This is a genomic window from Paenibacillus silagei, assembly GCF_017874735.1.
GTDB lineage: Bacteria > Bacillota > Bacilli > Paenibacillales > Paenibacillaceae > Paenibacillus_AQ > Paenibacillus_AQ silagei.
This window is the reverse complement of record NZ_JAGGLV010000001.1, coordinates 28,315-44,307: the sequence shown is the minus strand read 5'-3', so window position 1 is coordinate 44,307 and position 15,993 is coordinate 28,315. Positions and strand designations below refer to the sequence as shown.

Genomic DNA, 15,993 nt, shown 5'->3' with positions numbered 1-15,993 from the left:
ATGGTGCTAACGATGGAAGTATTCATATAATTCTTGCCATTTAGATGGCGCGGAACTGTGATATTTGATACAATTAATAAGTTAAAAAGCTGTAAATGACCCGCCGATCAGGCGGTTTGGGAGGATATAAATGAAAGAGCAAGGAATACGCAGAGAAGACGTAGAGCTGCTGGCTCCGGCGGGAGATTGGGACTGCATGCGTGCAGCGGTGGCGAACGGGGCGGATGCTGTCTTTTTTGGCGTAGAGAAATTTAATGCACGGGCCAGAGCGAACAACTTCCGGATGGACGAGCTGCCGGAGATTATGGCGTTTCTGCACAGCTATGGCGTGAAGGGGTTCCTGACCTTTAATATACTGGTGTTCGAGAATGAGCTGCCGGATGCCAAGGGACTGATTGATGCCTGTGTGGACGCTGGTGTAGATGCTGTAATCGTGCAAGACTTGGGGCTGGTGAAGATGATCCGTGAGATCTCTCCGGACTTCCCGATTCACGGTTCTACACAGATGACGATTACCTCGCCGGAAGCGGTGGAATTCACGAAGCCGTGGGGGCTGGAACGCGTCGTACTCGGGCGTGAAAATAATCTCAAGCAGATCCGTACGATTGGCGATCAAGCCCGCCTGCCTATGGAAGTGTTCGTGCATGGTGCGCTATGCGTATCTTATTCGGGCCAGTGTCTGACTTCCGAAATGTGGGGCGGACGTTCAGCGAACCGCGGGGAATGCGCCCAGGCCTGCCGTCTGCCGTATGATCTGATGATTGACGGTGAAGTGAAGCCGATGGGCGATGTGACTTACCTGCTGTCTCCGAAGGATCTTGCTGCCATCGACCTGATGCCGGAGCTGATTGAAGCCGGAGTGACTTCGTTCAAAATCGAAGGCCGGCTCAAAACCCCGGAGTATGTCGCTAATGTGGTCAGTAAGTACCGTAAGGCGATCGATAAGTATTTTGAAGGTAACTGGACTCCTACCTCGAAGGAGGATATGCGTGAGCTGCAGCAGAGCTTCTCGCGCGGGTTCACGAACGGTTTCCTTGAAGGCACCAATAATAAGAAATTAGTCGATGGCACCTTCCCCAAGAGCCGGGGAGTGTACCTGGGCACCGTGGAGCAGATTCTGCGCGATGGCGTGGTCTGCCGCATTCATGCTCCGCTTAAACGCGGAGACGGCATTGTGTTCGACGCCGGAGATCCGACGAAGAAGGAAGAAGGCGGCCGCGTCTACGATCTGCGCCGCAAGGGCGTCAAGCTGGAAGGCGAAGCCGGTGAGGGCTGGATCATTGATATTGTTCCGGGCCGCAGTGACGTAGATCTGCGCCGTCTGCATGTGGGGGACCGCATCTGGAAGACGAACGACCCGGCACTCGACAAGGCGCTGCGCCAGTCCTACGAGACTGAGAAGCCGTACCGGGTATTCCCAGTTCATGTGAGAGTACAAGGCTGCGTAGGCGAGAAGCTGACGACCTGGTGGACGGACGTTCAGAAGAACGTCACTGTCCGTGTGGATTCGGAGCTCGCGCTGGAGACAGCGCAGAAGCGTCCGATGGATACCGCGCTGCTGGAAGAACAATTCGGCCGCCTGGGCGGGACCCTGTTCCAGCTTGAAGCGCTGGAGTCGCATCTGCAAGGCGACGTGATCGTGCCCATGCGCGAGCTGAACAGCATCCGCCGCCAGGCGGTGGAGCTGCTTGCAGGCGAGCGCCCTAAGCCTCCCGTGTATGTGAAACGGGAGGTAGAGGTTTATGGCGGCGCTACCCGCAGGGGCGCCGCAACTGGCGCCATCGCCTCAGGAGATGGCGCGGGGGCGGGCAGCGGTGAAGCGGAGCTCACCGCGCTGTGCCGCAGCCTGCCGCAGGTACAGGCTGCGCTCGAAGCCGGCGTAACGAATATATACGCCGATTTCGAGTTCATCAAGCAGTTCCCGGCGGCAGTAGACGCTGTGCGGGCTGCTGGGGCCAGCATTGCGCTGGCCACCCCGCGCATCCATATGCCGAACGAGAACGGCTACCATGCCAACATCCTGCGGCTTAAGCCGGATGCTGTGTTGGTCCGCAACACCGGTGCGTTGTATTATTACCTGCGCCACCGGATGGAGCACCCGGAGGCTGCGCATCCCCGGCTGATTGGCGATTTCTCGCTGAATATCGCCAATCACAGAGCCGTGGATCTGTTCCTGGACGCAGGTTGTGACATGGTGACACCGTCGTATGACCTTAATATTCAGCAGATGGTTGATCTGCTGGGGCACAGCGACACCTCCCGCATGGAGGTCGTCATCCACCAGCATCTGCCGATGTTCCATACAGAACACTGTGCCTACTGCACCTTCATGAGTGAAGGCACAGATTACACGAACTGTGGCCGCCCTTGCGAGGAGCAGCGTGCATCCTTGCAGGACCGTATCGGCATGTCCCATCCCGTCCGTGTGGACGAAGGCTGCCGCAACACCGTCTATAACGCCGTGGAGCAGTCCGGTGCAGAATACCTGAATCACTTCCGTGATCTAGGCGTCGCTTCTTACCGCGTAGAGTTCCTGGAGGAGACACCTGAGCAGGTAGCAGAGGTCATCAGCCTCTACAGCCGCGCACTGCGTGGCGAAATCTCCGGCACTCAGGTTTGGAAGAGCCTGAAGGCCACTAACCAGCTTGGCGTTACGCGCGGACAACTGGTGAATGCGAAGTAAATGAATTAGACCCATCCCCCCAAGGGTGGACTTGTTTTCGCACGTTTCACGCACTCAATCAGCTAAGGCCATAATAACAGGCCCGGCAGAAACCGAGGCCATCCAATCAGATGGCTCCCGATTCTGCCGGGTCTGTTTTTGTATCCCTAACTATCCCGCCAAGTCTTTTATCCACCCGTGCTCCCTTACAACGGCAACAGCTCCGGCCAGATGTCCAGAGCTTCACCACAGGCCGGGCAGTTCACCTTTCCGGTGAGATAAGGCAATTGCTCCATCAGCTGACCGTTCTTGACGGCATCAGCTGCTTGCCATAGGCGTGCTAACGGGCTGTCTTCCGAACTGACGCTGCCAAGCGCGGAAGGCGTAACGGCTTGACCATTCTCCTTGCCGCTGAATACCGGGTCGTCAGAATAGGCGGTCATCCCGGGGCTGTTCTCATCCGGCCAGATATACATTTCCTCATAACAGCTCGGGCATCCGACCATGTATTCATCGCCTTCCGAATAGGTCAACAATATACCCGCTACTGCCCGATCTCCCCGGTAAGCAGCATCCGCAGCGAGGATGTATCGCTTCTCCTGGTCATCCTTTTGCGTCGATTCCGCATAGCGGAAGATCTCTTCCGACAGGTTGCCCAGGTATTCAATAGCAGTGAGGTAGGCCGTATAAATCTCTTGGACAAGCTCCTCAGCAAGCGGCGGGTTCTGGTGAACAAACTCAGAAGGAAGATTTTCGCTGTTCACTGTCAGCTGATTCGTCAGGAAGATCCCGCAGTTCACGTAAATATCCAGTTTTACTTCGGGGTCATCCGACTGCCTGGCAAGCTGCGACAAATAAGGCACTGCGGCAAAGGTGCAGCTGTAGATCGTGTCCTGATGGAACAGGTGCTCCCAGTACAGCTCATCTTTAACCTCGGTGCTATACTCCTTCTGCAACTGCTGCAGTAACCCGGGGACCGCTTCAGCCGGGCCGAAAGGGCCGTGAAGCTGTTGCCATACCGGACTGGATAAGTCTAACATGGATACCCTCCTCTTCGAATGGAAGTGCTGTATAGTGCTGTTATATCAACATCTATTGGGAACGTCAACGCCGGGCGTTCACCCAGACATCTTCGTCCCTGTTTGTCCCTGCCTCAGTATACTGCCCAAAATCAGCAGGAACTGTTATAATTGAGATTATGAGTATATCTGTTAAAGGAGCCATGAGATGAAGATCCGTAAAGCGATTATTCCCGCTGCCGGTCTGGGAACCCGCTTCCTGCCCGCGACCAAAGCGATGCCCAAGGAAATGCTGCCTATCGTAGACAAACCAACGATTCAATATATTGTTGAAGAAGCTGTTGCTTCCGGGATTGAAGATATTATTATTGTGACGGGTAAAGGCAAGCGCGCAATCGAAGACCATTTCGATAATTCATTCGAACTGGAATTCAATCTGGCAGAAAAGCAGAAGTGGGAGCTGTTGGAATCGGTGCGCAAATCCTCCGAGATGGCCGACATCCACTACATCCGTCAAAAAGAACCGCGCGGCCTCGGACATGCCATCTGGTGCGCCAGGAAGTTCATCGGTAACGAGCCCTTTGCGGTTCTGCTGGGAGACGACATCGTGGAGTCGAACAAGCCTTGTCTTAAGCAGATGATTGAAGTGTACGAACAGTACAGATCCTCCATCGTCGGCGTTCAACCTGTACCTTGGGAGGATGTTTCCCGTTACGGGGTAGTGGACGGATCTGAATTAGCGGAACGTGTATATAAAGCCAACCGGCTTGTAGAAAAGCCTAAGCGTGAGGACGCTCCATCCAACCTGGCGATTCTGGGACGGTATATCCTGACTCCGCGTATCTTCGATATGCTTGGCGAACAGCAGGTAGGTGTAGGCGGCGAGATTCAGCTTACAGATGCGATTTCCCGTTTAAGTGAAGTAGAGCGGATAATTGCTTATGACTTCGAAGGCAGACGGCATGACGTCGGCGAGAAGATGGGTTTTATCCAGACAAGTATTCATTATGCACTTCAGCATGAGGAGCTTAAGGAAGGGCTGCTGGAGTATCTGAAGGAAGTTATTGAGCAGGAAGAACGGCTGTTCACCAAATAGTATTAAAAAAGCGAACTACTGTACTCAGACAGTAGCTCGCTTTTTTTGTTATTGAAGGTTCTTAAAGCTAGTGCTAACAATTTCATTCACCCGATCAGCTTCTGCAGGATCTGCTGCAATCAGTTTTCCGTAGACCACCTGATCTTGGTCGCTTCCTGATTTTGCAAGTGCTGCTAAGTACCAACGTGCAATCTCACGGTTAGTTGGATCACTGTAATCCTCACCCAATCCAGACTTTAGGGTAGATATGGCTGTCTGTAGTGCTGGAGCCTGCTCTTGTGCAGACATTACTTGAATTTTTCCAGCATTGAGCGTAATAGCAGGTGGAATATTTTTCGCTTGCAGATCTGAGCTTATTTGTCTGTAGGCTATCTGGCCAATCTCCAAATGCAGTGTCTTATCGGCATCATTCTTCTGAGTGTACGCCTGTTGAGCCAGGTCGTATGCGCGTGTAATTAGCAAGCTATACCAGTTCGTATCCCAGAGGCTTGCGCTATTAATGACATCAGAGTACTGATCGTTGAAGCCCATTTTTAAGGCAGAGACTGCAGCCTCATTGTTGCCTGCTAGTAACTGGAGTCTGCCAGCGTTCAATGCCATCGTAGGTGTAACAGAGAACGGACGTCCCTGCAACTGCTCAGGCGGCAAGGTTTTCAAATGCTCTACGCCATCCACCACATGCTTATATGCATCCAGCCCAGCGGTGAGATATTCCTGTTTCTTGGTCTCATCCTTCTGCTCATTAGCTGCTGCAGCAAGTGTCTGAGCACGGTTAATCAATGACTCATACCACGTGATATCCCAGTTGAATTTGTAGGCATTGTCACTGTACACTGCCAGTGCCATATCAGGCTGACCCTTCAGGTCGTAATAGCTGGCCAATTGAGCTAATAAATTTTTGTTGTAAGGCTCATCTTTCAGAGCGCGTGTCAACACACTGGATGCTTCAGCCAGATATTGCTCATCTTGAGTTTGCTTGAATACCTGCATGTCAAGAGTGGACAAGTATAATGCTGCTTCAGGATGGTATGGACGGGCATCTAATGCTTTGACCAAAGGAGTTTTGATCTCTTCATAGGAAGTACTCACGGAGACTAAGTTTTTGCCCTTGAGCGCAGCATTGCTGGACCCGATGTAGTTGATCGACAGGAACAACAGGAATATCGTCCCGATGGTCAGTACAGCCATGTATCCCATCCGAATGCCGGCGTTATTCCAGCTCTGACGGAGCCGTTTGTTTTCTATTACAGCGCCCATACCAGCCAAACCAATGAACACCAGAATACCCATGAATGCGTAACTCATATTAAAGTCCAGCAGACTGTGTACAAGGATAGACAGCGCAATAATGTAGAAGAAGAACCCGTTATTGAACTCATCCTTGTCACGCTTCAGATAGGAACGGATGTATTTGAAGAAAATATATCCGATAAAGCCCATAAACACAATGAATCCTACAATCCCGACTTCGATTAAATACTGCAGGAAGAAGTTATGAACCTGACGGCTTACATAAGGGTTGTTCTGGTACTCTTCATATAAGGCAGACCAGCCGCCTCCGCCTGATCCGAGAATAGGATAATCCTTCACTACCTTCATGGCATCCTTGTAGAAAGTGAACCGTTCAAGTACACTGTGCTGTTTGAAGTTAATGTTCTCCAGCCGCGTCTCGATGTTATCCGGCAATACACTGCGGACGCTGGTACCGATCAGCAGGAATGCAACGACAGCTACAGCTACGACTGAGCCGAGTGGGATCCATAGTCCAGTAAATTTGCGGGTTTCTGAGCCGCCCAGCTTTCCGTGCAGCCATGGTGCAACATAACGTTGAATCACCCATCCTAGTGCGGCAACTACTGCCGAGGCTCCAATCAGATAGGCCCAAGCCTTAAGTGCTGCTGATGAGGAATAAGTAGTATTTAGCCCTGTTCCAAGAGTAGTCAGCGGGTTAGTAACCAGCAGAGCGGCCAGGCCAGACAACGCAAGATGAATAATCCAGAGAATTTGCTGCGCTGGCTTCAGGAACAGCAGGAGAAGGATGAACACTACAGGCAGCATGACAAGTCCCCCACGGGACAAGGTCAGCAGCAGAGATACAATGATTGGCACCAGCATGAAGCTGTGCGTCAGCGTGCCATACCACTTTTTGGAGCGAACCAGGGCATACACCGCCACGAACAGGAAGGCCATGAGGAAAGCTGCATAAGTATTGGCATACTGGAAAATGGAGGTCAAACGCAGCCCGTTAGAGTCCGTCATGACTGCATCCAAGTATTTACCATTACGTACCGTGTTGGAGAACCAGCCTATCAGCCCCCCGGCAAATTTCCAGCTGCCAAGCCAGTTCAATAGACCAAAACCGACGATGAAATAAGCAATCGCCAGAATAGCATTTTGAATGACAACATTTAGTTGCTTTTGCTGGAGCAAATATAACGCTATAATGAATATTGCGACATACATGCTCTGTACAAACAGCAGATTCATCGCCATATAATGCGAAGCAGCGCCAATAAGCGACAACGCGTAGGTAGCAGGCAACAGCAGCGAGGCCATAGCCAGCGCATCACGCTGTCCCTCCAGTCTGAACTTGGTGAAGTATAGACCTATCCACACCAGCAACAAGAGGCTGCTTAGGAGTGAAGACAGATAGATCGGCTTCTCAAAGTCAATCTGCTGCCCATTAAATAATCCTACTTGAAACGGGGCCCAGACCAAAAAAACAATAAACCCTATAGCTATCGCCCATGTGTAACTGGATATCTTTTCAACATTTCTCGACTGAACCGCATTTTTACCGTATACTGGTTTCGACACGTTTATAATCTCCTTTATCTGTAGGTACGACAATATTTTAGCATAACGAAAGTTTTTATACCAAGTATAACACCATCAAAACAGCAAACATTATATGTGAAAATTATTAGCTTGCTTAAAAGGAGTATTGAAATTAACATGCAGCAAAAAAACTTACGCTCAACGGCTTCTTTATTATTTGAACTTTCTAAAACCGATTTTCAAAAAAAATACCTAGGCTCGTACCTGGGTGTTATTTGGGCTTTTATCCAGCCTGCAATAACTATATTGATTTTTTGGTTTGTTTTCCAAGTAGGGTTTAAGTCAGTGCCAATTAATAATGTTCCATATATTTTATGGCTGACTGTGGGATTAGTTCCTTGGTTTTTCTTTTCTGATAGTCTGAATGCAACTACTGGAGCCATACTAGAAAATGATTTTTTAGTCAAAAAAGTTGTATTTAAAGTTGAACTTTTGCCCTTGGTGAAAATAATTTCTTCTTTATATGTACATTTGTTTTTTATTTTTATTGTTTTCCTTCTGTTTTTCTTATATGGCTACTCCTTTTCTTTTTATAATCTTCAATTTCTTTACTATTTATTTTCTATGACTGTTCTTGTAACAGGCGCAGGATGGCTCTTTTCCGCTCTTTCTGTTTTTTTGAAAGATACTGGTCCTCTAATATCAATGGTAGTTCAATTTGGGTTTTGGCTGACACCTATTTTTTGGGATATGAAACAAATTCCTGATAACTTCAAATCTATTTTAATGTTAAATCCTATGTATTATATCGTTCAAGGGTATAGAGATACTTTTATTAATCATGTTTGGTTTTGGGAAAAACCATTTTTGTCATCTTGGTTCTGGTTTGTTACATTATTATTTTTGTTTTTGGGAAAAAAGATTTTCAAGAAACTAAAACCACATTTCGCGGATGTTTTATAGGAGGAGCTATGTCAGATAATATCATTTCTTTAAAAAATTTGTCCAAGACCTATAAACTATATAATACACCGCTAGACAGGTTGAAAGAGTCTTTAAACCCATTCGGGAAAAAATATTCTCATTCATTTTATGCTTTGAATAATATAAGTTTTGATGTGAAAAAAGGGGAAACAATAGGGGTAGTAGGGAAAAATGGTTCTGGAAAATCGACTTTACTAAAGATAATTACAGGTGTGTTACTCCAATCATCTGGAACTCTTGAAATGAAAAGTGATAAGATATCCTCCATATTAGAGCTTGGTGCTGGTTTTAATATGGAATATACAGGGATTGAGAATATTTATTTAAATGGCACATTGTTAGGGTATAAAAAAAATGAGATAGACGCTAAAATGGAACAAATATTAGCATTCGCAGATATTGGCGAATTTATAAAACAACCTGTGAAAATGTATTCTAGTGGTATGTTTGCAAGATTAGCTTTTGCAGTTGCAGTAAATGTTGAACCCGAAATACTTATTGTTGACGAAGCTCTAGCGGTGGGTGATATTAAATTTCAAACGAAGTGTTTTAATAAATTTAGAGAACTCAGAGATAAAGGAGTAACGATTCTATTTGTCAGTCATGACGTTTATTCCATTCGTCAATTTTGTGATCGAGCCGTATGGATCAATGAAGGCGAATTAAAAATGATAGGTGATACAGTAGAAGTTACTTCTCGCTATGTCGAATTTATGAATACAATTGATTATAAAGAAACATCTATAATTGAAAACAATGTACTGGAACCGATTGAAGAGATTGAGGTTGAAAAAAGTGACTTCAATGCTGTAAACAGATGGGGATCTGACCAGGGTGCTATTGTTTATGCGGCATTAATTAATAAAGTAGGTAAAGAGACGGATTTAATCTACTTAGGAGAGGAAATTAAAGTTAGAGTAATATTTAAAATTCCTAAAGAAGCGGATGTTAATTTTTTTAGTTGTGCCTTTTCAATTAAATCGGTACAAGGGATGGATTTAATTGTATCAACAACTCGAGATACCGATGGGATTATCTTTGAAGATTCTATGAAAGAAAGATACCTTGAAGCAGTGTTTATTTTTAATAACTGGCTTAATAGTGCAGATTATATTTTAAATGTGGCTCTTGAAAATCGGGAGGAACAGGTACCTGAATATATTGATTATATTGAAGGTGCTGTTTATTTCAAAAGTATGAATGACCAAAAACAGTTTGGATTCTTTAATTTGCCAGTTCAACAGAAATTACAACTCATACAAGGCAGGGGAGAATAATGGAGATCAACAGTAAGAAATACTGGGACTCAAGATTTGAAGAGGATTGGGAATCGAAGGGTGGCAGAAATCAGACGCAATATTTTACAAATCTCGCATTAAGGCTGCTGCCAAGTTCTCTAATAAACACCATAAAAAAAGAAAAACTGACCTTCCTTGATTGGGGTTGTGCTGAGGGTGACGGAGTTGATGTTATAGGCAGTTATTTCCCAGAGTTTCACGTGAGTGGTTTGGACTTCTCTAAATCAGCTATTCGTAAAGCTAGAGAAAACTATCCAAAGTATACTTTTTATGATGGGGCACTTGAAGAGTACGGTAAGAAGTTCGATGTTATTTTTACTTCTAATTGTTTGGAGCATTATACCAATCCCCTTGAATGGGTACAGAAAATATTAGAATTTACAAATGAAATGCTAATTGTCATGGTGCCTTTTCAAGAGAAAAATAGAATTAAAGAACATTTTTATACATTTGAATATGGGACTTTTCCTTTGGAAATTAATTCGTTTATCATGAGTTATTTTAAAGTAGTTAATAGTAATCCCGAATATTGGCCAGGTAAACAATTATTAATTGTATTTACTAAGAAGGACTCTAAAATATTGAGTGAACTAAACTTGGAAATATATAATCCTCAAATGGATGAGGCGGTCAACGAAGAAGAAGACTTCGTGACGAAGTTGAACGAAGATATTAAAAAAAGAGATGAAGCTAACAAAATTATAAATGAAGAGAATCAAACTTTAAAAGAATGGATAGGTAAGTTAAAAGAAGAGATTGAACTGCGAGATCAAGGAGTCCTGGATTTAAGAAATGAATTGATAGAAAAGGATAAATGGATCGCTATATTGCAAGATGAAGTAAACAAAAGGGAAGAAAATTCAGTAGGATTATTAAACGAAACTATGGAAAAAGATAAATGGATTAAGATTTTGAAAGATGAAGTTGAAAAAAGAGATCAGGCTACATTGTTTTTAAAAGCTGAAATTGAAGAAAAAAATAAATGGATTGAAATTTTAAAAAGCGAAGTTGAAAAAAGAGATCAAGTTAATCCAAACAATTTGGGGATTGATTGAAAGGTGGCTATATTTTAATGGGTATTATTCCTCAAGAAATTGAAGAGATGGAAAGTGAATTGCAAAACAGCAAAATTGCTAATGAAATTAATATGAAAACCATAAAAACGCTCAAAAACCAACTCTCTTTACTTGAGTCAACTAAGGCATGGAAGTTAATGTGTCTTTTGAGAAGGGTGAACGAACAGTTCCTAAAGGGTGACCGGACTGAAAAGAGAAAGTTCATATCTTGGGTACAAAAAAAAATTACTAAAAAAGCTATTCCTATTGAATATTCATTAAGTAAATTTTCACCTATTCAATCCGAAAAAATAGAAATGTATGAAATTAAAGAAAAAAAGAAAGCGTCAAACTCTTCAAAATATACCTCTGAGTTAAAGTATGAGGGGAGTTTCATTACTTTTGATGTTCCTAAATCTTACGATATTTTTCGATTCCCCGTTATTAACTGGGATTTTAGATGGCAACGTCCTCAACAATTATCAGTTCAATTTGCAGAGTCTGGGCATAGAGTTTTTTATCTCTCCGTTGACATTATCCCTCTATTGAAAGGTAATCTTACCTATGAAGAAGTCTCAAAAGAGATAACAGTTATAGAGGTTAGGAAAAACGTTTGGACTGTACAAATATGTTCGAAAAACCCGATTAATGTTTATCGTGATCGTATTGAAGATTTGGATGACTTGTTATATCTCGGTTGGTGCTTAGAATATATTCAGGAAAAGTTTGATATCGGGTTCACGGTCTCCATTGTCGATTTGCCTTTTTGGAAGCCGCTAATAGATGGAATCCCATTAAATAAAGTGGTTTACGATTGTATGGACGATCATGAAGGTTTTTCTACAAATTCGAAAAGTATGCTCACTGATGAAAAACAATTAATGGTTAAGGCTGATCTAGTCATAGCTTCCTCACAAAGATTGTATGAAAAAATTAGTATTGAAAATGATAATACAGTCCTTATTAGAAATGCAGGAGAATATACACATTTTTCTGATGAAACTAAAATTCTGACAGAAAGATTAGCGCCTTCAGGTAGTGTTATCGGATATTACGGAGCTATTTCAGAATGGTTCGACATTGATCTTATTTGCAGTTTGGCGAAAAAAAATAAAGATTGGACTTTTATTTTAATTGGTGATACTTTCGGGTGTGATACAACAAGGGCTGATAACATCTCTAATGTGAAATTCTTAGGAGAAATGCCTTATCATGAACTTCCAAAGTATTTGAATCAATTTGATGTGGCACTCATTCCATTTGTGAAGAATAATTTAACCTTGGCTACTAATCCCGTTAAAATATACGAATATTTAGCAGCTGGAAAGCCAGTCGTTTCAACAGACCTGCCCGAATTAAAACTAATGTCGGACTATTTATATTTAGCAAATACTCATGAGGATTTTGAAAGATCTATTCTACTTGCATTAAAGGAAACAAATGATAGGACAGTGGAGAAAAGAAAAAAATACGCTTTGGATAACACATGGAATTCTAGGTATAAATCTCTAAATGAAGAAATGCAAACAAGGTTTTTCCCTAAAGTAAGTATTGTAATTGTTACGTATAACAACTGGACGTATACAAAACAATGTTTGAATAGCTTATTACTTAATAATGATTACCCCAATTTAGAAGTTATAGTCGTTGATAATTTGTCTACTGATGAAACGAGGATAGAATTAGCGCGTTTGATGCACCCTCATTTGAAAATTGTACTTTCACCTGAAAATACGGGATTTGCAGGGGGAAATACAATAGGCTGCAAAGAAGCAACAGGAGAATTTATTATTCTTCTTAATAATGATACTATTGTGTCTCCGGGATGGATTCATCGTCTTATTAGACCTATGAAAATGGATAGTACTATAGGCATGGCTGGCCCAGTTTCTAACTCGGTTGGTAATGACCAAATGTTAGACTTTTTTCAAGGAGACCCAATAAATGGAGCAGATAGGCTGTGGTTAAGCGAGTTCTACGAGTTGTATGATCAACAATATTATGAAACAGATCTATTAGGCTTTTATTGTGTTGCTATTCAACGTGATGTATATGATCGTTTGGGTGGATTAGATTTGAATTATGGAATTGGAATGTTTGAGGATGATGATTTCTGTGAACAGGTGAAGACCTTAGGTTATAAACTGGTAGTTGTACAAGATGCTTTTGTATACCATCACGGAAGTGCAAGTTTTAAAAAAATTGACTCTGTTAAGTACAATGAAGTTTGGGAAACAAACAAAGGGTATTTCGAGTCAAAGTGGAATAGGCAATGGGAATATCCAAAGAACCCTAGAACTATCTTCTTTAATTGCTTTGATAACAAAAGTGTTGGTGTTGTTATGAAGAACTTGAAAAAATCTTCTGTTTTAATTCTGGGAGATTCTAATTGGTCTAGTAAAAGGGCTGTTAACGGTGCTGAAAGTCTTGCCAAAACAATGGCTAGCGATGGAAAAATGGTAATCGTATATGTTCATACGTATAATTCCGTTGCATTTGCGGGGGTAAGGAAGTTAAGTGATGACATATATATAACCAATCGATTAGATTTGTTTGATAATATCAAGTTCAATTCAATTATTTATGCGGGACAATTGGAGTATCATAAATTGAGTTCAGACAATGAATATGTATTTTTATCTGCGTACTCTCCTAACCAATTAGTTAGTGGAATGGAAGTGGCAGGTCTTGAACCTTTACTTGATAAACAAGTTGTTTTACAACAATAGTTAAAAATGAGGAAAAAAACTATGGGGAATTTCAATAAAATTATTAGACATATCAAGACGCCAATTATTCTTTCTAGAAAAGTAGTCCATCGTCTTCCTAACGGTCTAATAAAGAGAAAAGTGCTAAACTTTCCTAGTCACAAAAAAAATTCGAGAATGTTGGATGAAATAATTTCAAATAACAAGGGGAAGGTTATTTATATCTTCCCCTCCCCTAGTTGTCCGTGGGGATATATGTTCCAAAGGCCACAGCAGATTGCTAGAACATTGGCAGAAGGGGGGGATATCGTTATTTACTTAACCGATACTTCTTATCCATATAAACCGGATTGGAGTGTAAGAGGTTTTTTTGAGGTTGAGCCAAGGATATACTTGTTTAATAATGGTACTGATAATTTCATTCATAATCTTGCAGGCAAAGATGTAGTTGTATGGCAATACTGGCCTCATCAGCTTAAGTATGTTCAATGCTTGAAAGAAAAATATCCAGTGATTCATATATATGATGTTATAGACGATATTACAACTTTCGATGGGTATAATACTATCAAAGAGGACTATACTCAGTCCTTAAATACTGCAGATATTGTTTTAGCTACTTCTAAGGTCATTTTAAATAATGTTTCGAAAATACGTCAAGATGTGATTAGTATTCCCAATGGCGTTCAAGTCAAAGATTTCAATAAACCTCTATCAGAGATAAATGCTTTATCTACTATGAATAATAACTATAAATTAGTTGTTGGATATTATGGGGCTATTGCAGAATGGTTTGATTTTGAGTTGTTGAATAAGTTATCAGGTGATTTTCCCGAAATAGCTTTTATTATGGTTGGTGAGATTTATAAAGAGGTAGAAAATGAAGTGGGGAATTTTGAAGCAGTGAGTAATGTTTTCTTTTTAAAAAGAATTAATTACGAGTTCATTCCCAGCTTATTGACATATTATGATGTGGCGATTATCCCCTTTGTAATAAATGATATTACACTTAGTACGTCTCCTGTGAAAGTCTTTGAGTATTTGGCTGGCGGTAAAGAAGTCGTTAGTACAGATCTACCAGAAGTCAGGAGTATTGATGAATCCTTAGTGGCATGTAGTCACTTGGAATTTAAAGAAAAACTTGAATTGGCATTAAAGAGAAAAAATGACTTGAGCAGGAAAGCTTATCTAAAATCGATTGCAGAACAACATACTTGGGAACAAAGGGTTTCAAGGGTGACACATGAAATAGAAAAGAGAAGATTGGAGAGGAATTATGAGAATCGTAGCTTTTGATCGTAGTAATTCTAAATCCTTCAATGGCGGAGATACTGTTCAAATTAAAGCCATAGCTGCATTTCTACGAAGTAAAGGATACGATGTAGATATATTCTCAGCACCTCTAGATATAAGCAGTTACGATTTAGTTTTTATTTTTAACCTTCAAAAACCATACGAGGCTTTAATTTACGCTAATCTAGCTGCTCTTTTCAAAAAACCATATATCATCTTTCCAATATACTGGGATATGAATTCTCTTGGTATGAAAGATGTTTTTTCTATGAGAAATATAATTAAGAATGTAGTTCCGCCTCCTTTGCTATCACTTGTAAAGGGTTTGAAGTTTTTTAAAGAAAATAGACAATTGTTTCAGAAATATTCTATTTCCAGTGGTACAGTTTACAGCTTGGAGAGAACTATTCAATATCTTTTGAATAATGCACTTTTTATTATTCCTAATTCTCAGGCGGAGGCATTACATTTGCAGGATAAATTTGGAGGGCATTATGCTCATAAAGTTAGGGTCATCTATAACGGCTCAGATATAGACCTAAGCGATAAAGAAGAGAATGAATTAGATGTTTTTGAAGGAATACCAGAGTCTTTTGTATGTTGTATTGGAGGAATAGGTCCTAGAAAGAATCAAATAAGTTTAATCGAAGCTGTAAAAGATACGGATATTAATCTTGTTATTATTGGAAAGGCTTCAGAAAGTGATAGAGAATACGAACGGAGAATAAAAGAGATAGCAAGTAATAACGTTTATTTCATAGGTGAGTTAAGTGTAGAGGGAATAAGATATGTTTTAAAAAAATCCAAAGGTCATATACAACCAAGTTATATTGAGACACCTGGGATTTCCTCAATTGAGGCTCTTTTGCTTAATTGTCCCATTTGCGTTTCAGATGTTGCACCAGTTCGGGAGTACTTTTGTGATAATGCTATATACTGTTCCCCCTATGATATAGAGTCTATAAGGGACGGAATATTGCAATTATATAAAGGAAATGGAAAAGTGGAGATAAATCGAGAGCTTTATCACTGGAATTATGTTTTAAATCCTTTGTATGAAATTTTAAAAGCTGAAGTGGAATAGATAATAGTGGAGGGAA

10 protein-coding genes are annotated in these 15,993 nt (G+C 42.0%); 8 read left to right on the top strand and 2 right to left on the bottom strand.

What is annotated here, in order from left to right; translation table 11 throughout:
* Positions 1–130 precede the first annotated feature (130 nt).
* Entirely contained in the window at positions 131–2,683 is a 2,553-nt protein-coding gene (locus J2Z70_RS00175; protein WP_209868322.1) for a U32 family peptidase, read from the top strand.
* Between the two features lie 185 nt (positions 2,684–2,868).
* Here J2Z70_RS00175 and J2Z70_RS00170 read toward each other — a convergent pair whose 3' ends face one another.
* On the bottom strand, positions 2,869–3,702 hold the full coding sequence (locus tag J2Z70_RS00170; RefSeq protein WP_209868320.1) for a hypothetical protein: 834 nt from the start codon (positions 3,700–3,702) through the stop codon (positions 2,869–2,871).
* Between the two features lie 187 nt (positions 3,703–3,889).
* Here J2Z70_RS00170 and galU point away from each other — a divergent pair, with 187 nt between their 5' ends.
* Positions 3,890–4,777 (top strand): UTP--glucose-1-phosphate uridylyltransferase GalU, encoded by an 888-nt coding sequence (galU, locus tag J2Z70_RS00165; protein ID WP_076083614.1) that lies wholly within the window; start codon positions 3,890–3,892, stop codon positions 4,775–4,777.
* 48 nt (positions 4,778–4,825) lie between these two features.
* On the opposite strand, the gene J2Z70_RS00160 is transcribed toward galU, so the two are convergent.
* Positions 4,826–7,333, bottom strand: a complete 2,508-nt coding sequence (locus J2Z70_RS00160; protein ID WP_245367885.1) for an O-antigen ligase family protein — start codon at positions 7,331–7,333, stop codon at positions 4,826–4,828.
* Positions 7,334–7,732: 399 nt separating this feature from the next.
* Here J2Z70_RS00160 and J2Z70_RS00155 point away from each other — a divergent pair, with 399 nt between their 5' ends.
* Genes J2Z70_RS00155 through J2Z70_RS00130 form a run of 6 tightly spaced genes read left to right on the top strand, consistent with a single transcriptional unit; the run spans position 7,733 to position 15,977 of the window.
* Positions 7,733–8,518, top strand: coding sequence for an ABC transporter permease (locus J2Z70_RS00155; RefSeq protein WP_209868317.1), 786 nt, complete (start codon positions 7,733–7,735; stop codon positions 8,516–8,518).
* A gap of 8 nt (positions 8,519–8,526) precedes the next feature.
* Positions 8,527–9,816 carry an ABC transporter ATP-binding protein gene (locus J2Z70_RS00150; RefSeq protein ID WP_209868315.1) on the top strand — a complete coding sequence of 430 codons (1,290 nt, stop codon included), beginning with the start codon at positions 8,527–8,529 and terminating at the stop codon, positions 9,814–9,816.
* A complete protein-coding gene (locus J2Z70_RS00145; RefSeq protein WP_209868313.1) occupies positions 9,816–10,892 on the top strand; it encodes a class I SAM-dependent methyltransferase in 1,077 nt (358 codons plus the stop codon). Before J2Z70_RS00150 ends, J2Z70_RS00145 begins: the two co-directional genes overlap by 1 nt.
* A 17-nt stretch (positions 10,893–10,909) precedes the next feature.
* A complete protein-coding gene (locus tag J2Z70_RS00140; protein WP_209868311.1) occupies positions 10,910–13,621 on the top strand; it encodes a glycosyltransferase in 2,712 nt (903 codons plus the stop codon).
* A 21-nt stretch (positions 13,622–13,642) separates the two neighbouring features.
* Positions 13,643–14,896: a glycosyltransferase family protein gene (locus tag J2Z70_RS00135; protein ID WP_209868309.1), complete on the top strand. Its 1,254-nt coding sequence runs from the start codon at positions 13,643–13,645 to the stop codon at positions 14,894–14,896.
* Positions 14,877–15,977: a glycosyltransferase gene (locus tag J2Z70_RS00130; protein WP_209868307.1), complete on the top strand. Its 1,101-nt coding sequence runs from the start codon at positions 14,877–14,879 to the stop codon at positions 15,975–15,977. Before J2Z70_RS00135 ends, J2Z70_RS00130 begins: the two co-directional genes overlap by 20 nt.
* Positions 15,978–15,993: the final 16 nt, after the last annotated feature.